The organism is Actinoplanes sp. NPDC049598, from assembly GCF_040675435.1.
GTDB lineage: Bacteria > Actinomycetota > Actinomycetes > Mycobacteriales > Micromonosporaceae > Actinoplanes.
On record NZ_JBFAOX010000009.1, the window covers coordinates 20,353 to 42,228 of the forward strand.

The 21,876-nt window shown below is 72.0% G+C and carries 19 protein-coding genes; 13 read left to right on the top strand and 6 right to left on the bottom strand.

Translation table 11 applies throughout. From position 1 onward, the window contains the following. Positions 1-1,491, top strand: coding sequence for a fused MFS/spermidine synthase (locus AB0J66_RS21150; protein WP_364663071.1), 1,491 nt, complete (start codon positions 1-3; stop codon positions 1,489-1,491). 224 nt (positions 1,492-1,715) lie between these two features. Here the strand turns inward: AB0J66_RS21150 and AB0J66_RS21155 are convergent, their stop codons facing one another. Continuing rightward, positions 1,716-3,653, bottom strand: a complete 1,938-nt coding sequence (locus AB0J66_RS21155) for a serine/threonine-protein kinase (RefSeq protein WP_364663074.1) — start codon at positions 3,651-3,653, stop codon at positions 1,716-1,718. 256 nt (positions 3,654-3,909) lie between these two features. On the opposite strand from AB0J66_RS21155, the gene AB0J66_RS21160 reads away from it, so the two are divergent. Together AB0J66_RS21160 and AB0J66_RS21165 are read left to right on the top strand one after the other, a co-directional pair. Then, positions 3,910-5,130, top strand: a complete 1,221-nt coding sequence (locus AB0J66_RS21160; protein ID WP_364663077.1) for an MFS transporter — start codon at positions 3,910-3,912, stop codon at positions 5,128-5,130. Positions 5,131-5,308: 178 nt separating this feature from the next. After that, positions 5,309-6,034, top strand: coding sequence for an SDR family oxidoreductase (locus AB0J66_RS21165; RefSeq protein WP_364663080.1), 726 nt, complete (start codon positions 5,309-5,311; stop codon positions 6,032-6,034). A 165-nt stretch (positions 6,035-6,199) separates the two neighbouring features. On the opposite strand, the gene AB0J66_RS21170 is transcribed toward AB0J66_RS21165, so the two are convergent. Beyond that, entirely contained in the window at positions 6,200-6,598 is a 399-nt protein-coding gene (locus tag AB0J66_RS21170) for a hypothetical protein (protein WP_364663082.1), read from the bottom strand. 522 nt (positions 6,599-7,120) lie between these two features. Here AB0J66_RS21170 and AB0J66_RS21175 point away from each other — a divergent pair. The 4 genes from AB0J66_RS21175 (at position 7,121) to AB0J66_RS21190 (ending at position 11,000) form a co-directional block, all read left to right on the top strand. Further along, positions 7,121-9,271, top strand: a complete 2,151-nt coding sequence (locus AB0J66_RS21175) for a DEAD/DEAH box helicase (protein ID WP_364663922.1) — start codon at positions 7,121-7,123, stop codon at positions 9,269-9,271. Positions 9,272-9,334: 63 nt separating this feature from the next. Next, positions 9,335-9,640: a metal-sensitive transcriptional regulator gene (locus AB0J66_RS21180; protein WP_364663085.1), complete on the top strand. Its 306-nt coding sequence runs from the start codon at positions 9,335-9,337 to the stop codon at positions 9,638-9,640. A 24-nt stretch (positions 9,641-9,664) separates the two neighbouring features. Beyond that, positions 9,665-9,877: a cation transporter gene (locus AB0J66_RS21185; RefSeq protein ID WP_364663088.1), complete on the top strand. Its 213-nt coding sequence runs from the start codon at positions 9,665-9,667 to the stop codon at positions 9,875-9,877. Next, a complete protein-coding gene (locus AB0J66_RS21190) occupies positions 9,870-11,000 on the top strand; it encodes a hypothetical protein (RefSeq protein ID WP_364663091.1) in 1,131 nt (376 codons plus the stop codon). The genes AB0J66_RS21185 and AB0J66_RS21190 overlap by 8 nt, the downstream gene beginning before the upstream one ends. Here AB0J66_RS21190 and AB0J66_RS21195 read toward each other — a convergent pair. Next, the gene (locus AB0J66_RS21195; protein WP_364663094.1) at positions 10,997-12,130 is read right to left on the bottom strand and encodes an SAM-dependent methyltransferase; all 1,134 of its coding nucleotides are present in this window, start codon (positions 12,128-12,130) and stop codon (positions 10,997-10,999) included. The two genes, AB0J66_RS21190 and AB0J66_RS21195, sit on opposite strands and share 4 nt — an antisense overlap. Positions 12,131-12,224: 94 nt before the next feature. Between AB0J66_RS21195 and AB0J66_RS21200 the strand changes: the two genes are divergently transcribed. Further along, a complete protein-coding gene (locus AB0J66_RS21200; RefSeq protein ID WP_364663096.1) occupies positions 12,225-12,884 on the top strand; it encodes a biliverdin-producing heme oxygenase in 660 nt (219 codons plus the stop codon). A 1-nt stretch (position 12,885) separates the two neighbouring features. After that, positions 12,886-13,185 (top strand): DUF2470 domain-containing protein, encoded by a 300-nt coding sequence (locus tag AB0J66_RS21205; RefSeq protein WP_364663099.1) that lies wholly within the window; start codon positions 12,886-12,888, stop codon positions 13,183-13,185. 22 nt (positions 13,186-13,207) lie between these two features. Here AB0J66_RS21205 and AB0J66_RS21210 read toward each other — a convergent pair whose 3' ends face one another. From AB0J66_RS21210 to AB0J66_RS21220, 3 genes are all read right to left on the bottom strand, one after another. Then, on the bottom strand, positions 13,208-15,073 hold the full coding sequence (locus AB0J66_RS21210; RefSeq protein ID WP_364663102.1) for a DEAD/DEAH box helicase: 1,866 nt from the start codon (positions 15,071-15,073) through the stop codon (positions 13,208-13,210). Positions 15,074-15,314: 241 nt separating this feature from the next. Further along, positions 15,315-15,539 (bottom strand): DUF3107 domain-containing protein, encoded by a 225-nt coding sequence (locus AB0J66_RS21215; RefSeq protein ID WP_364663104.1) that lies wholly within the window; start codon positions 15,537-15,539, stop codon positions 15,315-15,317. A 36-nt stretch (positions 15,540-15,575) separates the two neighbouring features. Beyond that, on the bottom strand, positions 15,576-16,235 hold the full coding sequence (locus AB0J66_RS21220) for a TetR/AcrR family transcriptional regulator (RefSeq protein WP_364663107.1): 660 nt from the start codon (positions 16,233-16,235) through the stop codon (positions 15,576-15,578). 143 nt (positions 16,236-16,378) lie between these two features. Here AB0J66_RS21220 and AB0J66_RS21225 point away from each other — a divergent pair, with 143 nt between their 5' ends. From AB0J66_RS21225 to moeZ, 4 genes are all read left to right on the top strand, one after another. Continuing rightward, a complete protein-coding gene (locus tag AB0J66_RS21225; protein WP_364663110.1) occupies positions 16,379-18,631 on the top strand; it encodes a Daple in 2,253 nt (750 codons plus the stop codon). Further along, entirely contained in the window at positions 18,628-19,590 is a 963-nt protein-coding gene (locus AB0J66_RS21230) for an alpha/beta hydrolase (RefSeq protein ID WP_364663112.1), read from the top strand. The genes AB0J66_RS21225 and AB0J66_RS21230 overlap by 4 nt, the downstream gene beginning before the upstream one ends. Before the next feature lie 60 nt (positions 19,591-19,650). Then, positions 19,651-20,505 (top strand): DUF3152 domain-containing protein, encoded by an 855-nt coding sequence (locus AB0J66_RS21235; protein WP_364663115.1) that lies wholly within the window; start codon positions 19,651-19,653, stop codon positions 20,503-20,505. Between the two features lie 105 nt (positions 20,506-20,610). Beyond that, complete coding sequence (gene moeZ / locus AB0J66_RS21240; protein WP_364663116.1) at positions 20,611-21,792, top strand: adenylyltransferase/sulfurtransferase MoeZ; 1,182 nt, start codon at positions 20,611-20,613, stop codon at positions 21,790-21,792. Positions 21,793-21,876 lie beyond the last annotated feature (84 nt).

Below are 21,876 nucleotides of genomic sequence, written 5' to 3' on the forward strand. Positions count from 1 at the left end.
ATGGGAAACCCACCGCGCGCCCTGCCGTCCGGTCTCGCCACCGCCCTGGTCTTCGGCGCCAGCGGGGCCGTGCTCGTCCTCGAGATCGTCGCGCTGCGGCTCGTCGGGCCCTACGTCGGGGTGACGCTGCAGGTCAGCAGCTCGGTCATCGGGGTCTCGCTGGCGGCCATCGCGTACGGCACGTGGCTCGGCGGCCGCCTGGCCGACCGGTACGACCCACGGTCGCTGCTCGCGCCGGCCCTGCTGCTGGGTGCGGTCGGTACGGCGGTGACGTTGCCGCTGGTCCGCTTTGGCGGCGAGGCGCTGCGGGGCGGGGCCGCCCCGGCGGTGCTCCTGCTGGCCACGCTGGCCGTGTTCCTGCCCGCGTTCATCCTGTCGGCGGTCAGCCCCCTGGTGATCAAGCTGCAGCTCAGCGACCTCGACCGGACCGGGTCGGTGGTCGGGCGGCTCTCCAGCATCGGCACGCTGGGCGCGATCACGGCGACCCTGGCCACCGGCTTCATCTTCGTGGCGGCGATGCCGTCGTCGTGGATCGTGCTGACCCTGGCCGCGCTGCTCGCGGTGGCCGGCGGGGTGCTGTGGTGGTGGCTGCGGGCCGCGCTGCCGGGCAAGCCGCGGGCCCGGGCCGTGCTGGTGACCGTCGGGCTGGTCGGGGCGGGGCTCGGGGTGGCGTCGCCCGATCCGTGCGATGTGGAGACTGCCTATCACTGCGCCCGGGTCGAGCCGGATCCGGCGGTGGCCGGCGGGCGGACGCTGATCCTCAACTCGGCCCGGCACTCGTACGTCGACCTGAACAACCCGCGCCACCTCGAGTTCGCGTACATCCAGTGGATCGCCTCGGTGGCCGACGTGCTGCCGGCCGGGCCGGTGGACGCCCTGCACATCGGCGGGGGCGGGTTCACGATGCCGAACTACCTGCGGGCGACCCGGCCCGGCAGCGATCAGCTGGTGGCCGAGCTGGACGGTGGGCTGGTCGACCTCGACCAGGAGAAACTCGGCCTGGCGACCGGGCCCGACCTGCGGGTCCGGGTGGGTGACGCGCGGGTGGCGGTGGCGGCGCAGAAATCGTCGGCCTACGACTTCGTGGTGGGGGACGCGTTCGGCTACCTGGTGGTGCCGTGGCACCTGGCGACCCGCGAGATGGCGGTGGACGTCGCGCGGGTGACCCGGCCGTCCGGCATCTACGTGCAGAACGTGATCGACTACCCGCCGAACCGCTTCATCCGCGCCGAGATCGCCACGGTGGCGGCGGCCTTCCCGCACGTGGCGCTGATCGCGCCGCAGGACGCCCTGGACGGCAAGGTCGGCTCGAACTTCGTCATCATGGCCTCCCGGAGCCCGCTCCCGCTGGACGCGGTCCGCACCCGCCTGACCACCCAGGCCAAGGAGCCAGTGGTCATCCTCTCCGGTCCCGAGCTCGACACCTTCACCGACAACGCCCGCGTCCTGACCGACGACTACGCCCCCGTCGACCAACTCCTAGCCGGCTAGCTTCCGCCGGTCGGCTCCATCGCTACCGACCTCGCCGCCCCTCCTGGGCTGCCCGCCTCGCCGCCTGCTCGTTGGCTGCCCGCCTCGCCGCCTGCTCGTTGGCTGCCCGCCTCGCCGCCTGCTCGTTGGCTGCCCGCCTCGCCGCCCGCCTCGCCGCCCGCCTCGCCCCGCCGGTCCTCCGCGCCCCACCCCGCCGGGCGCTCCTCGGCTGGCGCTCTCGCCGGCTACAGGGCCAGGGAGTAGCCCGTGCCGGTGGCCTTGCGGGCGATCGGGGGTGGGGTTGTGGGTGTGGGCTTCGGCTGTTTCGGGGCCGGGCTGGCTTCCGGAGCGCCGGCTTTCTTCTGCGGCGCGGCCTGCTTGCGTGGGGGGCGGTTGCGCTTGCCGGAACCGCCGCCCTGGCCCGGGGACTTCTCGGCGGCGATGGCCTCGGCCTGATCGTCTTCGCGGCGGTCCTCGTCGCGGACGCGGTCGCGGCGGCTGGCGGGCGTGCTGCCCAGGACTTCGGCGCCGCACCTCTCGCCGTCCAGGCTGAACGACAGGGGTAACGGGTTGGAGTCGCGGTACTCGCCACGCAGTGTGAAGCTCTTGGTCTTCCCGCTACCCTTCGCCGTCACGCGCTGGCCCTTCTGCGTGACCGACTTGGGCATGCTGGTGAGACGCTGCGTGCCCGGATACGAGAACTGGAGCCGCCACTCGGCATCCGACAGCGCCTCGCCGGCCTCGACCGTCAGCCGGGCCACGTACGACCGGCCCGAGTCGCTCCGCAGCTGATAGCGGACCGAGCAGTGGATCTCCGGCGGGCCGGCCGCGACCACTCCGGCCCCGGCCGCCTGAGCCTCCTGGACGGCCGGGGTCTCGCGGGTGGTCGCCCAGCTGATGCCGGCCACCGCGAGCACCGCGAGCGTGAGCGCCCCGGCCTGGATCCGGTGCCCGGCGCCCGGCAGTTGCCGTCGCCGGGGTCCGCCACCCTCGAAGAGGCCGTCACCCAGGGGGCGCGGGCGCCGGTGCAGGGCGGCGCCGATCTTCAACGTCGCGCGCAGGCGCAGCACTTTCACCGGCGGGCGCGGCCCCGGGGCGCCGCCGGGCAACCCGAGGTACGCGAGCAACAAGCGGCCCAGGCCGGCCCGCTCCGGTGCCGGGGCGGGCCGGCTGAGCGACTCCGGGGTCGGCTTGATCGGACCGGTCGGCCCCAGCCCGTTCGTCTCCACCGGCTTCCCCACCGAGGCGGCGGGGCTTTCCGTGCGTACGGCCGAACCTCGCACTGTCTCCGGAGCATCGGGGGCCCGCTGGGACACCGCCGGGATGATCGCTGGAACACCCACGATGGCGGCCAGGGCGTGGGCCACCTCCGCGGCGCCGGGGCGATCCTCCGGGTCCTTGGTCAGGCAGCGCATGCACAGACCGGCCACCGCCGGCGGCATACCCGGCAGAGCGGGCAACGGCTCCGGGTCGGCGTACAGATGGGCCCGAAGGGCGTCGGCGGTCGTCTCGGCCGGCCAGGGCAGGCGGCCGGTGAGCGAGCGGTAGAGCAGCAGCCCCAGGGCATAGACGTCGGCCGCGGTCGATACCTGGGAGCCGCCGAGCCGTTCCGGCGCGAGGTAGGCGGGGGTGCCGAGCAGGCTGCCGTCGGGCGCCGCGTCGCGCTGCCCGACGATCGCCGAGATGCCGAAGTCGACCACCTTGACGCCGGCGCCGGTGAGCATGACGTTGGCCGGGGTGACGTCGCGGTGCACGACCCCGCGGGCGTGGGCGGTGGCCAGCGCCGACGCCACCTCGACGGCCACGCCGACCGCCTCCCGCCAGCTCAGCGGCCCCTGCCGGGCGATCCGGGCCGAGACGGACTCGCCGTCGTTGAGCTCCATCACGACGAACGGCACGGTCACCTGGTCGTTCAGCGCCGACTCGCCGAAGTCGAAGATGCCGGTGATGTGCGGGTGGCTGAGCCGGGCCGCCGCGAGCGCCTCCTGCCGGAGCCGGTCGCGGAACGACTGGTCCTCGGCGAGCCGGGGCGACAGCACCTTGACCGCGACCGACCGCCCGAGCGTCTCGTCGAAGCCGCGCCACACCTCGGACATGCCGCCGCTGCCGAGCTTCTCGACCAGCCGGTACCGCTCGGCGATGCGAAGCGAATCGTCTTGTCCGTTTCGCTCCGTCCGCCCCATGTGCCGATTGTGACCTGCGGGACGGCCCGCCCGATGCCCGTCCGCCGAAACCCGCGTCCCTCGTCCCAGAATGCCGGATTCCGGCGCTGCTACGGTGAGGCGTCCGATGTCCCGGCTTTCCCGGAGGGCACGCATGCAACTCATCAAGGTGACGGTCCCCGCCCCGACGCGAGGACCAGCGCGCTAGCTTTTTCAGCCCGCTTCTCCTCGTTTGGGGCGGTCCTTGTGACCGTTTCCCTTCGCTCGAGGAGCAATTTTGCGTGCCCTTTTCGCCGCGCCGTTCGGCGCGGACTTCTGGAAGCTCTGGACGTCGTCCGCCGTCACGAACCTGGGTGACGGCATCACCATGGTGGCGGGCCCCCTGCTCGTCGCCTCGATCACAGAGAATCCGGCCGCCGTGGCCGGCGCCGTCTTCGCCCAGCAGCTGCCGTGGCTGCTTTTCGCCCTGGCCAGCGGTGCCTGGGCCGACCGCCTGGACCGGCGCCGGCTCGTCGTGGCGGTCAACGTCATGCGAGCGGCCGCCTTGGGCGTCCTCGCCGTCACAGTGGCCGGCGGCGTCGCCTCCGTACCGCTGATCTACGCGGTTTTCTTCCTGCTCGGCACCGGGGAGACCCTGGCCGACACCGCCTCCTCGGCCTTCGTGCCCGCCCTGGTCCCGCCCGACCGCCGTCCCACGGCCAACTCCCTGCTGTACGCCAACTTCAACGTCCTCAACCAGTTCGCCGCCAAGCCTCTCGGCGCGTGGCTGTTCGTGCTGGCCGCGGCCGTGCCCTTCGGCGTCAACGCGGTGACGTTCGCCCTCTCGGCAACACTGGTGGCGGCGATCCGCTCGGTCCCGCCGCCGGCCAAGCGCCCACCCTCCCGCCTGCGCACCGACATCGCCGAGGGCGTGCGCTGGCTGGCCGCCCACCGGCTGCTGCGCACGCTGGCCCTCACCATGGCGGTGGGCAACCTCGTCTTCTGCGCCGCCTTCGCCGTCTTCGTCCTTTACGCCTCGCAACGCCTGGGGCTGACCAACGTCGGCTATGGCATCCTGCTGCTCGCCTTCGCCGTCGGCGGTTTCCTGGGCACCCTTTGCGCTCCGGCCTTGATCCGCCACCTGGGTGCCACGCTGCTGCTCCGAACCGGCCTGCTCATCGAGGTGGCCCTGCACGCCACCCTGGCCCTGACCAGGCAACCCTGGATCGCCGCCGCGATGATCGTCGTCTTCGGCATCCACACCACCGTCTGGGGCGTCGTGGTGACCACCATCCGCCAGCGAGACGTCCCCACCGCGATGTTCGCCCGTATAACCAGCGTCTACGCCTTCCTGGAGCTGGGCGGCGCCGCCCTCGGCTCCTTGCTGGGCGGCGCGATAGCCACCGCCTACGGCCTGCCGGCCACCTACTGGACCGCCGCAGCCGCCATGACCGCCGTAGCAGCCGCCGCCTGGCGCCCCATCGCCACCAGCACCTCAACCCGCGAGCCCACCACCTAGCCCTGTCCACCCCAACCCGCGAGCCCACCACCTGGCCCAGCCCCACCCCAGCCCGCGAGCCCTCCACTTGGCCTTCACCACAGCTCACCGGGCCGCCCGGCGTTCAGCCCGCCGGGCGGCCGGAGGGGTGCGGGTAACCCGGCTGCCGGGTGTCGGAGTTCGCGGATAGGGTCGGACCATGTCGAGGCTTGCGGTGGTCAGCGGTGGCGGTACGGGCATCGGGCGGGCGACGGCCGGCATGCTCGCCGGCGAGGGATACGACGTGATCATCGTCGGGCGGCGACCGGACGTGCTCGCCGAGGCGGTCGACTGGATCGGCCCGCAGGCGTCGGCGGTGACCGCCGACGTGTCCGACCCGGCCCAGGTCTCCACGGTGGTCGACGCCGTCGGCGACCGCCCGCTGGACGTCCTGGTCAACAACGCCGGCGCCTACGTCCCCGGCGGCGGCACCAAGCTCGACGAGGTGGCCGCACACTGGCGCGCCAATTTCGACTCCAATGTCATCACCGCCGTCGTGCTGACCACGGCGCTGCTGCCCTCCCTCCGCCGCCCCGGCGGCCACATCATTCTGACCAGTTCGATCGCCGCCCAGCGCGGCGGCGGTGGCCCCTACTCCGCCGCCAAGGCCGCCCTGCACGGCTACGTCCTCGACCTCGCCGCCGAGCTGGGCGAGGCCGGCATCACCGCCAACGTCATCTCCCCGGGCTACGTCACCGACAGCGAGTTCTTCGACGGCCGCATGACCTCCGAAGGCCACGCCAAGCGGGTCGACGCCACCCTGCTCAAGCGCGCCGGCGAGCCCCAAGACATCGCCGAAGCCGTCCGCTGGCTGGCCGGCCCCGGCGGCCGCTACGTAACCGGCCAGATCATCAACGTCAACGGCGGCTCCGTCCTCGGCCGCTGACCGCCCGCCCGCGCCGCCGTCCCGGCCGCCTGACGCCCCGCCGGACACTGCCGCTTCACCGGCAGCTAACCGCGCGGAACAATGCCGTCCGCGGCTGCCCTGGCCGCCGGACCGCCCGCCCACGGGCTACCCCGGCGGCTTACCGGTCCCCCGCCGGCGCGGGCGCTACTTGGCGCCGCCGGTGAAGCGGCCCTCGCCCTCCTTGTTGGGGCGGAAGCGAAGGCCGGACCAGCGTTCGTCGATGGCTACCTGACCGCAGGGGCGCATGTCGAAGTCGGCGACGATCGGCCACAGCGTGTCCCGGTTGATGTCGGCCTTGTTGCCCTTGGGGTAGGCCACCCAGAAGGCGGCCGGTTTGGCCAGATCGGCCGAGTGCTCCTCGAGCAGCTTGCGGGCGCCCGCCGCGTCCTCGGCGAAGAGCACGGCCGTACTCGCCGTGGCCAGCATGTCGGCCTCGCGCACGCCGTCGGGCATTGGCGTGAGCAGGGGCAGATGCGCGGAGTCGGACAACCAGACCGTGGTGTTCGGCTTGATCAGAAGCTTCTCGGCAATCGTCTTCGACATACTTTCGAGCCTGGCACCGACAAAAAAAGTTGTCAAGGATTCGCCGATTACCCGTAACGCCCTCCACGGTGACCCGCAACGGCGTCGAAGGTTTCCGAGGACGCTCTCCCGAGGCCGAGGGCCCCTCACAGGCGGAGGACGCAGCCGGCTGATGGGCACGACGTCTGCGTTGAGGATGTCTCGGATGGCGGCCAGGAACTCGGGCTCGACATCCACCCGTTCGCGACTGAGTGCCTGCCTTCTGAGGAGCCCGACGATTTGCTCCCGATCCCCTCGAGCCCATGGCTTCATCGGCACGGCACGACGAGAAGGGGCGGGGGGCTGGGGGCTGAGGGGAAAGGTCACGGTCGGCTCCTTCGCGGCGGGTGCGTGGGCGAGGCCGATTCTTTGCCTGCCGGGCCGGTCGCCGCAGAAAAATCTTGGGCGCCTGTGGATAACTCGGCGACTGTGGATAACTCCGGTTCTGTCGGACCGGGCTGATAGACATGCCGGGTGACCGAGACGACGCGAGCAACGACCGAAATGACGCAGACCGAGGCGGCCGACCGGGCCGCGGTGCGCGAGCGGGCCGAGGCGATCCTGCGCAGGCTCGCCGGTGATCAGGCGAAGTTGCGTGAGGATCAGTGGCGGGCCATCGAAGCGCTCACCGTCGACCGCCGCCGGGTGCTCTGCGTGCAGCGCACCGGGTGGGGCAAGTCCGCTGTCTACTTCGTCGCGACCGCCCTGCTGCGGGCCGGCGTCACCGACTCGGGCGAGGGGCCCGCGGCGGGCCCGACGGTCATCGTCTCACCGCTGCTCGCCCTGATGCGCAACCAGGTCGACGCGGCCGCCCGGGCCGGCATCCGGGCGCGGACGATCAATTCGGCCAACCTCGACGAGTGGTCGCTGATCGAGGCGGAGGTCCGCGCCGGCGAGGTCGACGTCCTGCTCATCAGCCCCGAGCGGCTGAACAATCCCGACTTCCGTGACAACGTGCTGCCCGGTCTCGCCGCCAGCACCGGTCTGCTGGTCGTCGACGAGGCCCACTGCGTCTCCGACTGGGGCCACGACTTCCGCCCCGACTACCGGCGCCTGCGCACCTTCCTGGCCGGGCTTCCCTCGCGGACGCCGGTGCTGGCCACCACCGCGACGGCCAACGCCCGCGTCACCGCCGACGTCGCCGACCAACTCGGTGACGCCCTGGTGCTCCGGGGCGCGCTCGACCGTGACTCGCTGCGCCTGGCCGTGCTCGACCTGCCCAACCCGGCCCATCGCCTGGCCTGGCTGGCCGATCACCTGGAGCTGCTGCCCGGCTCCGGCATCATCTACACGCTGACCGTCGCCGGTGCCACCGAGACGACCGAGTTCCTGCGGTCGCGCGGCTTCCCCGTGGCCTCCTACACGGGTCAAGTCGAGGACGCCGAGCGCCGGGCCGCGGAGCAGGACCTGCTCGACAACAAGATCAAGGCGCTGGTGGCGACCTCCGCGCTCGGCATGGGCTTCGACAAGCCCGACCTCGGCTTCGTCGTGCATCTGGGCGCGCCGGCCTCGCCGATCGCTTACTACCAGCAGGTCGGCCGGGCCGGCCGCGCAGTCGAGCATGCCGAAGTCGTGTTGCTGCCCGGCGCCGAGGACGCGGCGATCTGGCGATACTTCGCGTCGCTGGCCTTCCCGCCGGAGGATCAGGTCCGGGCGGTGCTGGCGAACCTGTGGCCGGACAAGCCCATGTCGACCCAGGCGCTCGAGCCGCTTGTCGACCTGCGGCGCAACCGGCTCGAGATGATGCTCAAAGTGCTCGATGTGGATGGTGCGGTCCGCCGCGCTCGCGGTGGTTGGCTCTCCACGGGTGAGCCGTGGACCTACGACACCGAGCGACTGCGCCGCGTCGCCGAGGCCCGTAAGGCCGAGCAGCAGACCATGATCGAGTACGCGTCGACGACGACCTGCCGCATGGAGTTCCTCCGGCGCTGCCTGGACGATCCGGAGGCCGCGCCCTGTGGGCGCTGCGACAACTGTGCCGGGCCGCTCTTCGACGCGGAGGTCGCAGGTGCGTCGCTGGCCGCGGCGGATGCCTTTCTGGGCCGGCCTGGCGTTGAGATCGCGCCGAAGAAGCTATGGCCGACGGGATTGGCGGCGGTCGGGGTCGCCCTCAAGGGGAAGATTCCGGCGGGCGAGCAGATAGAGCCGGGCCGGGCGGTCGGGCGGCTCTCCGACCTGGGCTGGGGCAATCGGCTGCGGAGCCTCGTCGCGCCGGAGGCGGCCGACGGCCCGATCCCGGATGACCTGGCCGCGGCCGTGGTCGAGATCCTGAAGAACTGGGCCCATGGCAACGATGCATGGCGTGAGCGCCCGGCCGCCGTGGTCTCGATCCCGTCGCAGCGGCATCCCGAGCTGATCCGTTCGCTGGCCGATCACATCGCCCGGGTCGGCCGCCTGCCGATGCTGGGCGCCGTTGCCTCGACTCATTTCGCGGAGTCCGGTCACCGCGGCAACAGCGCCCAGCGGGTGCGGTCCCTTCACGACGCTTTCATGGTTCCCGCCGAGGTCGCCGCCGAGCTGGCCACCCTGACCGGCCCCGTCCTGCTGGTCGACGATCTGGTCGACTCGGGCTGGACGATGTCCCTGGCCGGCCGGGCTCTACGCCAGTCCGGCGCCCCCGGCGTGCTTCCCCTGGCCCTTGCCGTGGCCGGCTGAGAGCGGACCGCCGGGAGGAGCCGCCGTGGCCAGGGCTATACGGGGAGGGGGTATGCTGGGGGCATGTCCGACGAGTCGACGGTGCAGCATGGTCCGCATGGGTATTCGGGCGACAAGGCCGCCCTGCTCGGGCGTCTTAGGCGTATCGAGGGGCAGATCCGTGGGATTCAGCGGATGGTCGATGAGGACACGTACTGCATCGACGTGCTGACGCAGATCTCCGCCGCCAAGAGTGCATTGCAGGCGGTGGCGGTCGGGCTTCTCGAGGATCATCTGGCGCACTGCGTCGTCGACGCGGCGCGGGCGGGGGATCCGACCGCCAAGGTTAAAGAGGCGTCCGATGCGATCGCGCGGCTCGTCCGTTCCTGACTGTTGTTCTGAGAGGGCTTTGCCATGGCTGTGACCAGCACCTACACCGTTACCGGCATGACCTGCGGCCACTGCGTCCAGGCGGTGACCGGCGAGCTCTCCGCCCTGCCGGGCGTGGGTGACGTGCAGGTCGACCTCGCCTCGGGCGCGGTGACGGTGACGAGCGAGACCCCGCTCACCGAGGACGAGGTGCGCGCGGCCGTGGACGAGGCCGGCTACGAGCTCGCGCATGCCTGACGACCCACCCGCCAAGCAGCCGGCCGACGAGCCTGTCGTGCTGGGCATCGTCGGCGCCCGGCGGGCAAAGGCGCAGACGGCCGAGAAGCCGGCGGGTGGCAGCCCCGCAGCTGCGGGGTCGATGAGTGGCGAGACCGAGACGGTCGAGACGCCGGTGGGGGACAAGGCGGGCTTCCGGCTCGCCGCCTTCGGAGCGGTACTGATCGTGGTGCTGTTCGCCGGCTACGGGCTGGGACGGTTGAACAACTCGACCGCCTCCGCTTCGGCGCCTCCGACGGCGGGCGCCGGCACCTCGGGCGCGGACGGCGGTATGCAGGGCATGCCGGGTATGGGCGTCAACGAGAATCAGCCGCACGTGCACAACACCGACGGCACAGTTACGCAGGGCGGCGCCACTTCCACGGCGTCGCCGATGGGGGCGGCGGTCGGCGGGCTGTCGCTCAGCTCGGCCGGGCTCACCCTGGTGCCGAAGCGGGCCACGTTCGAGGCGGGTAAGCCGCAGCGGCTCAGTTTTCAGATCACCGGGGCCGGCGGCGCCGCCGTCACCACGTACGAGATCGTGCACGACAAGCCGTTGCACCTGATCGTGCTGCGGCGGGATCTGAGCGGCTTCCAGCATCTGCACCCGACCATGGCGTCGGACGGCACCTGGAGCATCGACCTGACGCTGGCCCAGCCGGGCATCTACCGGATGATCGCCGACTTCACCGCGGTGACCGGCGGCCGGCAGATCGCCGCCACGCTCGGCGCTGACCTCACCGTGGCCGGGGACTACACGCCCACGGCGCTGCCCGCACCGGGGCTGACCGCGGAGACCGGGGGCTTCCGGGTCGCGTACGAGGGGAAGCCGGACACCAAGTCGACCCAGCCGATCCTGATGACCGTGACCGGCGCCGACGGCCGGCCGGCGAAACTCGACCCCTACCTGGGCGCCTTCGGGCACCTCGTGGTGATGCGGGAGGGCGACCTGGCGTATGTCCACGTGCACCCGGAGACGCAGCTGGTCGACGGCAAGGTGAAGTTCTGGTTGGCCCTGCCGAGCGCCGGCAACTACCGCATGTTCCTCGACTTCCAGGTCGCCGGCACGGTCCACACCGCGGCGTGGACCGTGAAGCTCGACTAGGCCAGCATCTTCTCGAGGGCCGGCGTCACGCCCCACTGGGACGTCAACGCCTCGTACTCCGCCTGCTGCTCCTCGGTGGGCGGAGTCGTGGTCCTGCGGGCCCGCAGCAGCAGGTTGCGCGGGGTGTGGGCCGAGTCGATGAACTCGACCACCTCGACCTTGTAGCCCCGTAGTCGCAGCAGGCCGGCCCGCAGCGAGTCGGTCAGCACGTCGGCGAAACGCTCCCGCATGATCGCGTGGCGGGTCAGCTCGCCGAAGGGGGCCGGGGCGGGGCGGCCCTTGAGCTGGGCCGCGATGTCGTGGTGGCAGCACGGCGCGGCCAGCACCCACTCCGCGTTCCAGCTCACGGCCCGGGCCAGCGCCTGATCGGTGGCCGTGTCGCAGGCGTGCAACGCGAGCACCAGGTCGGGCTCGAACGGCACCTGCGCGTCCTCGATCGTGCCCGCCACGAACGTCACGTCCTCGGCGCACCCCAACTTGGCGGCCACCTCGGTGTTGCGTACCCGCTGGTCCTCGCGGACATCGACCCCCACGACCTTGACCGCCGCACCCCGCCCGGCCAGATATCGGTAGGCCGCGAAGGTCAGATAGGCGTTGCCGCACCCCAGATCGACCACTCGCAGCTCCGATGGCAGCGACGCCGGCAGCGCGGCGGCCAGGGATCGCAGGAACGCGTCGACCTGGCGCCGCTTGGCCGCGTTGCCCCCGATGATCTCGAAGAGCGGGTCGCCCGGGTCGAGCAGCCACTGCTTGACCCGGTCGTGCCCACCCGAGGCCGGCGCCGGCGCGGCCACCGCGGCCGAACGGTGCAGCTGAGCGTCACCCTTCTTGGTGACACGCAGTTGCAGCGTCCCGCCGGCCGACTCGACGTGCCAGTTGCCGAACGGCTCCGCGAGCAGGTCGTCGAGCGCCGCCGGCGAAGGATCGACGTTACGGGTGAACGGCCGCGAACCGTCGTTCGTCACGATCTGCAGTTTCGGCCCGGCCTTGAGCGTGACCGGCCGCACCTCGGCGCGGACAACGGAGGGGGTCTGACCCCGGCGCTTGCCCGCCGCCACCGCGCGGGTGAGGCCGGGAGCGAGGATCATGGCCCGGACCTCGGCCAGGGCGTCGTCGAGCGATTGCGGCATCCCTCAATAATGCCTCGGAGGGCCGGGCACCCTCGAGAATGGTTGCCGGCGCAAAAGACTAGGCTGTCGGCGCGAGAAGCGAGGTGCCACGTCGATGTCGTTGATGGCCGACCCGCCCGGGGCCGACCGGCTCTCCGTCCGCGTGCGCCGCGGGACCAGCGGCTGGCATGACGCCGCCCAGCGCAGCGGATTCCTCGACGCCCTGTCGGCCGGCCGGCTGCCCTGGGAGGCGTACGCGGACCTGACCGCCCAGCACTGGTTCGTCTACGAGGCGCTGGAGTCGGCCGCGACGACCATGGCCGACGACCCGGTGGTCGCCACCTTCCTTTTTCCCCAGCTGAGGCGGCTGCCCTCGCTCGAGGCCGACCTGCGCTTCCTGTACGGGGCGGACTGGCTGAACGAGACGACCGCCTTGCCCGCCACCACGGTCTACTGCACCCGGCTGCGTGATGTGGCCTTCCGGGCCGCCACCGGCTTCGTCGCGCACCAGTACACGCGCTACATCGGTGATCTTTCCGGCGGGCAGTACCTCGGCCCCGCCATCGCCCGGGCGTACGGGCTGCCGAGCCCCGACGGGCACCGGTTCTTCCTGTTCGCGGGCGTCGACCCGGCGTCGTTCAAGGCGCACTACCGCGGCCTGCTCGACGCCACGCCGTGGTCGCACCACCAGCAGAACGAGTTCATCGCCGAGGTCGGCGAGGCGTACCGCCTGAACATCGACATGCTTTCCGAGCTGCGCGACAAATGGAGCTGACGTGACGGAGCCGTTCCCGCCCGACGTGGTCGAGCAGATCGCCCACCACATGAACGGCGACCACGCCGACGACAACGTGTTGATCGTGCGGGCGCTCGGTGGCATACCGACCGCCACCGCGGCGCGGATGTCCGGCTTGGACGCCGACGCCATGGAGTTCGCCGCGGTGGTCGACGGGATCGAGGTGCCGGTGCGCATCCCGTTCTCGGAGCGGCTCACCGAGCGCCGTCAAGTGCGGGCCGAGGCCGTACGCATGTACCGGGACGCCTGCGCCGCCCTCGGGGAGGAGCCCCGCCACTGAAGCAGCGGGGCTCACCGAGAAATCAGGCGGTGGTGCCGACCCCGGCCTCCGAGCCGCCGGTCATCTCGGCGGCGGGAGCGTCGGATGCGTCCGACGCGGCGGTGCTGGAACCGGACCCCCGGCTGCCCCGCCCACCGCGGCGACGACGGCGACGGGGCTGACCCTCGTCATCGCTGTCGGCGGTGTCGCTGTCGGTGACGTCGGCGGCCTGCGGCGCCTCGGCGTCTCCGCCGGAGAAGAGTGGCGCCTCGACCGTGGGGACCCGGCGCCGGGTCCGCGTGCGGGGCTTGGCCTCGGCGGGCTCCTCGCCGGCGCCGGCAGTGACGTTTTCGCCGGAGCCTTCAGTGACCACCTCGGCGGTCACGGCCTGCTCCGAGCCCGGCTCGGTGACCTTGCGCCGGCGGCGCTGCCGCTTCGGCCGCTCGGCCTCATCCTCGACGGCGCCCGAGGGTGCCGGGCCCGACGAGCCGGAGCTGGACGGGGCGGATCCGCCCCGCGACCGGCCGCCGCGCTCGCGGTCACGCCCGCCGCCGCGACTGTCCCGGCTGTCCCGGCGGCCTCGCCGGCCACCGCCGCCGAGGTCCTCCTCGACCTCGGCCGACAGGCCGACCCGGCTGCGGTCGGCGGTCGGCAGCGTGCCCGACACGTCGGCCGGGATGTCCAGGTCGCTGAAGAGCGCCGCGCTCGTGTGGTACGTCTCCGGCGGCTGCGGCATGTTCAGGCCCAGCGACTTGTCGATGAGGACCCAGCGGGGCATGTCCTCCCAGTCGACGAAGGTCACGGCGACGCCGGTCGCGCCGGCCCGGCCGGTGCGGCCGATGCGGTGCGTGTACGTCTCCGGGTCTTCCGGGCAGTCATAGTTGATCACGTGGGTGACGCCGGAGACGTCGAGCCCGCGGGCCGCGACGTCGGTGGCCACGAGCACGTCGATCTTGCCGGTGCGGAACGCCCGCAGGGCGCGCTCGCGAGCTCCCTGGTTCAGGTCGCCGTGCACCGCGGCCACCGCGAAACCGCGGAAGTCGAGGTCTTCGGCGACCCGGTCGGCGGCCCGCTTGGTCCGCGTGAAGATCATGGTGAGGCCGCGGCCGTTGGCCTGCAGGATCCGCGCCACCATCTCGAGCTTGTTGAGCGGGTGGGTGCGGTAGACGACCTGCTTGGTCAGCGGTGACGCGCCGCTGTCGGCCGTGTGGCCGGCGTGGATGGTCACCGGGTGGTGCAGGAAGCGCCGCGACAGCGCGACGATCGGGTCGGGCATGGTGGCCGAGAAGAGCATGGTCTGGCGCTGCTCCGGGAGCATGGCCAGGATCTTCTCGACGTCCTCGAGGAAGCCCAGGTCGAGCATGCGGTCGGCCTCGTCGAGCACGAGCGCCTTGACCGAGGCGAGCTTGAGCTGTTTCTGCTTGGCCAGGTCGAGCAGGCGGCCGGGGGTGCCGACCAGGATCTCGACGCCCTTCTTGAGGGCCTCGACCTGCGGCTCGTACGCGACGCCGCCGTAGATCGGGAGCACGCGGACGCCCCGGGTGCTGCCCGCGGCGGCGAGGTCGCGGGCGACCTGCAGGCCGAGCTCACGGGTGGGCACGACGATGAGCGCCTGCGGCTTGCCGTCGGCGCCCTCGCTCGGCGCGGTGACGCGCTCGAGGATGGGCAGGCCGAAGCCGAGGGTCTTGCCGGTGCCGGTCGGCGCCTGGCCGATCAGGTCGGTGCCGCGCAGCGCGATGGGCAGCGCGTACTCCTGGATGGCGAACGCCCGGGTGATCCCGGCCGCGGCCAGCGCCTCGACGGTCTCGGCGCGGACGCCCAGCTCCGCGAAGGTGGGGCTGTCGACGCGGACCGGGGCGCGATCGGTGACTGGTACGAGTGCGGGTTCGTTGGTCTCGATGTCGGTCATGAAGTTTTACGGGTGCCTCTCGTGGTGCGCCCGTGGAAAGTCTGGGGCGCGGTATGGGTAGGGCGCGGGCCACACGCTGGAAAAGCGGGCCGCGCGCGCGTTGGCCGCGGCGATCGGAGGAGATCGACGTCGACGGCAACTACACCATTCTACCTGACCGCACGATCGTGCACCTCAGAGCGGATATACGCCGAGGGCGCCCCCGACGGGAGGGGCGCCCTCGTGCGTTTGTCGAACTGACTCAGCGCGTGGTGAAGCCGAACGGACGCGTGCTCGACTCGGCGATCTCCACGTAGGCCACCTTGGCGATCGGAATGATCACCTTGCGGCCCTTTTCATCGGTGAGCGACAGGACGCTGTCCTTGGCCATCGCCTCGGTCACGGCCTGCTCGACCTCCGCCGGGGTCTGAGCGCTCTCGAGCACCAGCTCACGCGGCGTGTGCTGCACGCCGATCTTGACCTCCACGGGGCCCTCCTTCTCGCGGTCTTACCGCTGGCAAGGCTATCCGATTTCCGCCGCCGTGCCCGCCGATGCGCCGCCCTGAAGCGGGAAGCTGGCTATCCCACGCCAGATCAGCGCAGCTACGAGCGCTTCCGCTTCAGCTTTAGGCGTACGCCGGCCGTTCGCCAGCCAGAACTGGGCGGACTGTCCGGCCGCACCGACCAGGCCCGACGCGAGCAGCTCGGCCCGGTCGTTGCTGAGGTTGGTGTCGGAGATGATCGTGTCGGTGACGGCGGCGATGCAGCCCTGCTCGACGCGCTCGACCCGCTGGCGCACCTGGGCGTCGTTGCGCAGGTCGGACTCGAAGACGAGACGGAACGCCTCGCTCTCGTGGTCCATGAAGTCGAAATAGGCCCGGACGGCGCCGTTGACGCGCTCCTTGTTGTCCGAGGTGGCCAGCATCGCATCGCGAACCTTGGCGATTATCGCGTCGCAGTGCGTGTCCAGCAGGGCCAGGTAGAGCTCGAGCTTGCCGGGGAAGTGCTGGTAGAGCACCGGCTTGGAGACGCCCGCCTTCTCCGCGATGTCGTCCATCGCGGCCGCGTGGTAGCCGTGCGCCACGAACACCTGCTGGGCCGCGGCCAGCAGCTGCTTACGGCGCGCGGAGCGCGGCAGACGGGTCGGCCGGGCCGTCTGGGCTCCGCCGGACGCAGCGGTCATATCTGTCGAACCTCCAGGGGGAGCCTGCTCGGATTGCCCGGATCGGCGTGTGATGCTGTCGTCGGGCAATTGTCGCGCCGCTGCAACTTATCGCCACTGCCACCACACGGTAGCCTCAGCGGGGGCGGAGCGAGGAGCGCGCGGTGGATGAATCAGGGCATTCCGGAGACACCGGAGCCGCGGAGAGCGGCAACGGTGCCGATGCGCGTGAGCGCGCCCGGGTGAACGGCTGGGCGACCGCCGACAGCCCCTGGTCCTATCAAGGCCCCGCGGCGGATTCCGAGGCCGAGGTCCCGGCGTGGCGCCGTCCCGGTGGCGAGAGCCGGGCGTTTCCGCGTAATCCGGCATTTCCCTCGTCGTCCGTGCCCGTCTCGGCCCAGCCGTCGACGCCGCGGCCCGCCTCGAGCGTCCCCGCGCCCGCGCCGGCCCCGCCCGGCTTCGTCGACGCCGGCCGGAGCGGCGAAATTCCCCCGTCCGTGGAGCCGCAGTCGCCCGCGCCGAGGTGGGACAACCGCCCGCGCTACTCCGACCTGCTCTCCCACCTGGGGCCGCAGTCCGACCCGCCGCCGGCGCCCGAGACGCGCCCGCAGAGCCTGTCCACGTCGCCGCCGCCCACGTCGTCGCCGCCCAGCGCGCCGACGAGCGCCCCGGCCCAGCCCGGCATGACCACCGGCGACCTCCGCGAGGGCCTGACCCGCGAGCCCGGCCTGCGTACGGGCGAGGTGCGCGAGCCCGGCCTGCGTACGGGCGAGGTGCGCGAGCCCGGCCTGCGTACGGGCGAGGTGCGCGAGCCCGGCCTGCGTACCGGCGACCCGCTCGCCTCGCTGCGCCGTTTCGACGTGCCGACGCCCACCAGCGCGCCCCCCTACCCGTACGAGGGAGATCTCGACGAGTCCGCCTCGCCCCCGGTCACCCGGCAGCGCAGCGCGGTCCCGATGGTCCGCCCGGCCGCGCCCGCCGCGCGCCGCCCGGAGTGGGGTGGCGAGTCCGCCTCCGAGCCGGCCCGGCACGCCCTGAACACGCCGGCCCAGGGGGTTCCCCGGATCGAGCGGGTCACTCCTCGCCCCGAGGCCGCGGCCGAGGAGCCGGAGCCGACCCGCCCCGCCTACGACCCGTCGAGCTACCCGCGCCGGCTGTCCTACGACTCGCCCGCGCCGGCGCCCTACGAGCCCCCCGCGTACGAGCCGTACTCGGGTTTCCAGAGCCGGTCCAGCGATCTCGACTCGCGTGGGCTGCCTCAGCGCGTCCCGGCCCAGCCGGACGTGCCCCAGGTCCCGGAGCCGCCATTGGTGGAGCCCACCGCCGAGACGCCCGCGCTGGCGCGGATCGCGACGCATCTGCGCCGCGGCGACGTGCTGCCGGTCGAGGAACGTCAGGAAGGTTTCGACGTGCGAGCGATCCTGGCCGCGGTCCGTGAGGTCGAGGGGGTGCGGGACGCCTCGCTGCGCTCCACCCCGGCCGGCGCCCACAGCCTGCGCCTGGATCTCGCCGAGGGGGCCGACCCGGCCGAGGTGAGCCGCCAGGTCGCCCGTCTCCTGCAGGACAGGATGGGCCTGGACGCCGCTATGCAGGGCGAAGCCCCGGCGCCGCCCAAGAAGGAGCAGCCGGCCCCGGTGCCGGTCTCGCCTTCCGCGCTCGTGCCCCGCGCCCGGCCGGAGGTCCCGGCCGCCGCCCCGCCGGCCCCGCCGGCCCCCGCCACCCGCCCGGCCGAGCGGAAGCCCGTCTCCGCGCCGCCGGCCTCGCCCCGGCCGGAAGCCAAGCCGGAGCCGGCCCGCCCGGAGCCGGCGCCGGTTCGGTCGGAGGCGCCGCCGGCTCGCTCGGAGGTCGCGACGGCGCCCCCGCGCCCCGTCGAGCCGGAGACCCGCCGCCCCGAGGTTCCGGCCCAGCACTCGCGGCCCGAGCCGGTCGAGAAGCCGGAAGCGGCCGAGGTCGTCCCGTCCGGTCTCGACTGCGGCCCGCCGCGCCCGCTCTACCCCGGCGAGCACCCCGGCCCCCGCATCGTCATCGAGAACGTCCAGGTCAACACGTTCGGCGCCGACGCCACGGTCGAGGTCAAGCTCGCCGTCGGCTCGCGCACCGCGTCGGGGGTGGCCACCGGCCCGGCCGTCGACGGCTACCTGCTGCGCCTCTGTGCGATGGCGACCGCCGGCGCGGTCGACGAGCTGCTGTCCGCCTCGGATCACCCCGAGGGCCCGGCCCGCTGCTTCGTCGAGCACGCCGCCGCCGTCCCGTTCGGCGCCTCGCAGGTCGCGGTCGTCGTGCTGCTGCTCTCGTGCGGCGGCTGGGTTGAGCAGCTGGCCGGCTCGGCCGTGGTCACCAGCGACGACCGGCATGCGATGGTCCGGGCCACTCTGGCCGCGGTCAATCGACGTCTTGAGGCACTCTTGACTCGATGAGAGGCGCGATCCTGGCCCCCGACAGCTCCTTGCTGCCCGAGGGCGAAGCACCGGCACCCTGGCCCGCCCGCCGGGTCACGATCAACGGGGCGATGCTCCACGTCCGGGACACCCCGGGCACGAGCCCCGCGGCGGAACCGGCCGTCTACGTTCACGGCCTCGGTGGTTCCTCGCAGAACTTCACCGATGTCGCCGGCCTGCTCGCGGAGCGGTTCGACGCCCAGGCGGTCGACCTGCCGGGCTTCGGCTACAGCGACCCGACCAAGCGGTATTCGATCCCGTCGTTCGCCTCGACGCTGATCGGCTATCTGGAGCACGACGGCCGGGGTCCGGTCCATATGGTCGGCAACTCGCTCGGCGGCTCGATCGCCGTGCGCGTGGCGGCGCTGCGGCCGGATCTCATCCGTACGCTCACTTTGATCTCACCCGCCATGCCGTTCCTCGACCCGAGGCGTACGGCTCAGGGCCCGGTCCTGCCCTTGCTGGCCCTGCCCCGGGCCGATCGCCTGCTGGCCTGGGGGATGGCGAGGCTGACGGCCGAGGAGATGGCCGAGCAGGTGCTGGCCGCCTGCTTCGGCGACACCAGCAAGGTCACCCCGCAGCGCCGGGCCGAGGCGATGGAGGAGATCAAGCTCCGCTACACCGTCGCGCACTACCCGAAGGCGTACCTGGGCACCCTGCGTGGCCTGGTCTCCAGCTTCCTGCGGGCGTACCTGCCGGGGGAGAACTCGCAGTGGCGGCTCGCGGCCCGGATCCAGGCGCCGACGCTGGTCATCGGCGGGCTGAACGACCGGCTGGTCGACGCCCGGGTGCCGGTGCAGGTGGCCCGCGCCATCCCGGACAGCCGCCTGCTGATCCTGCCCGGCGTCGGCCATGTCGCCCAGATGGAGGTGCCGCGCCTGGTCGCCCGCGCCGTCGTGGGCATGCTGGACGATGTCGGGGCCCCCGTCGGGGGATGAACGCTACACAAGATCCATAGGGCGAGACAGCGCCTTCCTCGTGTGCGACGCTGACGGACGATGATCGACGAGCCGACCACCACCGACCACCCGGCGCCGACCCGCTCGGACGGGTGGCGGCGCTGGTGGATCGCCCTGTTCGCCCTGGTCATCGTGGTCGGGGCGGGCTTTGCGGTGGGCCGGCGCCTCGAGCAGGGCAATCCCGCCTCGGCGGCGCCCTCGGTGTCCTCGGCGCCGGTGATCATGGCTGAGCCCTCCAGCGCGCCGCCGTCGCTCGAGTCAACCGCGAAACCGTCGCCGACGGCGACAACGACCAAGGCCACTCCGCCGCCCACGCACGGTTCCGGCGTCTTCATGTACGCGGCCACGCGCGGCCCGGTGCTCGGGGCGAAAGGTCCGCTCCGCCGCTTCAAGGTGGCCGTCGAGCGGGGCAGCGGGGAGAACCTGACCGAGTTCACCGCCGCGGTCACCACCACGCTGGGTGACAAGCGCAGTTGGACGGGCCCCGGCCGGCTGCGGCTCCAGCAGGTGCCCGGCGCCGAGAAGGCCGACTTCGTGGTCTTCCTGGCGACGCGGGACACCGCCGGCCGGATGTGTCTGCAGGGCGGCACCAACATCCGGGTCGGCGGAGTTCCGTACACCTCCTGCCGCACCACCGGCCGAGCGATCATCAACTTGGATCGCTGGCGGCTCTCGTCGCCGCCGTACCTGAAGGCCAAGGTCCCCCTGGGGACCTACCGGCAGTACGTGATCAACCATGAGGTCGGCCATGAGCTGGGCCATCACCACCAGGGTTGTCCCAAGGCGGGTGGGCCGGCTCCGGTCATGGTGCAGCAGACGCTGACCCTGCGCGGCTGCCGCGCGTACGCCTGGCCCACGCTCAACGGCAAGGTGTTCACCGGGCCACCCGTATAAATTCCCGTATCCCGCATGTCGGGCCGGTGGTGATTGTCATGGCCCCCACCCAGGGCCACGAGCAACAATGGGTGCCGATCCTTACCGTCAACCCGGGGAGTTAACGTGGCACTGCCCCCGCTCGTCGAGCCGGCCGCAGAGCTGTCGATCGATGAGATCCGCCGTTATTCGCGGCACCTGATCATCCCGGATGTCGGGATGGACGGTCAGAAGCGGCTCAAGAACGCCAAGGTCCTGGTCGTCGGCGCGGGCGGTCTCGGCTCGCCGGCGCTGCTCTACCTGGCCGCCGCCGGCGTGGGCACGCTGGGCATCGTCGACTTCGACACGGTCGACGAGTCCAACCTGCAGCGCCAGGTCATCCACGGCGTCTCCGACGTGGGCCGGCCCAAGGCCGAGTCCGCCGCGGCGAGCATTCGCGAGATCAACCCGCTGGTGAACGTGGTCATCCACAACACCGCGCTCGACCGCGACAACGTCAAGGAGATCTTCAGCCAGTACGACCTGATCGTCGACGGCACCGACAATTTCGCGACGCGGTACATGGTCAACGACGCCGCGGTGCTGCTCGGCAAGCCGTACGTCTGGGGCTCGATCTATCGCTTCGACGGCCAGGCCTCGGTCTTCTGGGAGGAGCACGGTCCCTGCTACCGCTGCCTCTACCCGGAGCCGCCGCCGCCCGGCATGGTCCCCAGCTGCGCCGAGGGTGGCGTGCTGGGCGTGCTGTGCGCGTCGATCGGCTCGATCCAGGTCAACGAGGCCATCAAGCTGATCACCGGCATCGGTGAGCCGCTGGTCGGCAAGCTGATGGTCTACGACGCCCTCGAGATGGAGTACCGCAAGATCAAGGTCCGCAAGGACCCGAACTGCGCGCTCTGCGGTGACAACCCGACCGTCACCGACCTGCTCGAGGACTACGACGACTTCTGCGGCGCGGTCTCGGCCGAGGCCGAGGAGGCCACGCTCGACGCCACGATCACCGCGCGCGAGCTGAAGGACTGGCAGGACGCCGGCAAGGACGTGTTCCTGGTCGACGTGCGCGAGCCGGCCGAGTACGAGATCAATCGGATCCCGGGCTCGGTGCTGATCCCCAAGGGCGAGATCCTCTCGGGCGAGGCGCTGTCCCGCTTCCCGCAGGACCGGCAGATCGTGCTGCACTGCAAGTCGGGCGTGCGCTCGGCCGAGGCGCTGGCGGCCATCAAGGCGGCCGGCTTCAAGGACGCCGTGCACGTCCAGGGCGGCATCGTCTCGTGGGTCAACACGGTCGACCCGTCGCAACCGTCGTACTGATCCGTTTATCGGGCATCACGCTGGGGAGTCACTCCATCGATTCCTCAGCGTGATTACCTGACGAGACGGCACAGCGAAATGCAT

Bases quoted from the DNA above. Each gene is read 5' to 3' on its own strand.
- AB0J66_RS21155 (WP_364663074.1), bottom strand. From the start codon at position 3,653: ATGGGGCGGACGGAGCGAAACGGACAAGACGATTCGCTTCGCATCGCC.
- AB0J66_RS21235 (WP_364663115.1), top strand. From the start codon at position 19,651: ATGATCGACGAGCCGACCACCACCGACCACCCGGCGCCGACCCGCTCG.
- AB0J66_RS21175 (WP_364663922.1), top strand. From the start codon at position 7,121: ATGACGCAGACCGAGGCGGCCGACCGGGCCGCGGTGCGCGAGCGGGCC.
- AB0J66_RS21200 (WP_364663096.1), top strand. From the start codon at position 12,225: ATGTCGTTGATGGCCGACCCGCCCGGGGCCGACCGGCTCTCCGTCCGC.
- AB0J66_RS21185 (WP_364663088.1), top strand. From the start codon at position 9,665: ATGGCTGTGACCAGCACCTACACCGTTACCGGCATGACCTGCGGCCAC.
- AB0J66_RS21165 (WP_364663080.1), top strand. From the start codon at position 5,309: ATGTCGAGGCTTGCGGTGGTCAGCGGTGGCGGTACGGGCATCGGGCGG.
- AB0J66_RS21170 (WP_364663082.1), bottom strand. From the start codon at position 6,598: ATGTCGAAGACGATTGCCGAGAAGCTTCTGATCAAGCCGAACACCACG.
- AB0J66_RS21180 (WP_364663085.1), top strand. From the start codon at position 9,335: ATGTCCGACGAGTCGACGGTGCAGCATGGTCCGCATGGGTATTCGGGC.
- AB0J66_RS21150 (WP_364663071.1), top strand. From the start codon at position 1: ATGGGAAACCCACCGCGCGCCCTGCCGTCCGGTCTCGCCACCGCCCTG.
- AB0J66_RS21210 (WP_364663102.1), bottom strand. From the start codon at position 15,073: ATGACCGACATCGAGACCAACGAACCCGCACTCGTACCAGTCACCGAT.
- AB0J66_RS21190 (WP_364663091.1), top strand. From the start codon at position 9,870: ATGCCTGACGACCCACCCGCCAAGCAGCCGGCCGACGAGCCTGTCGTG.
- AB0J66_RS21195 (WP_364663094.1), bottom strand. From the start codon at position 12,130: ATGCCGCAATCGCTCGACGACGCCCTGGCCGAGGTCCGGGCCATGATC.
- AB0J66_RS21220 (WP_364663107.1), bottom strand. From the start codon at position 16,235: ATGACCGCTGCGTCCGGCGGAGCCCAGACGGCCCGGCCGACCCGTCTG.
- AB0J66_RS21230 (WP_364663112.1), top strand. From the start codon at position 18,628: ATGAGAGGCGCGATCCTGGCCCCCGACAGCTCCTTGCTGCCCGAGGGC.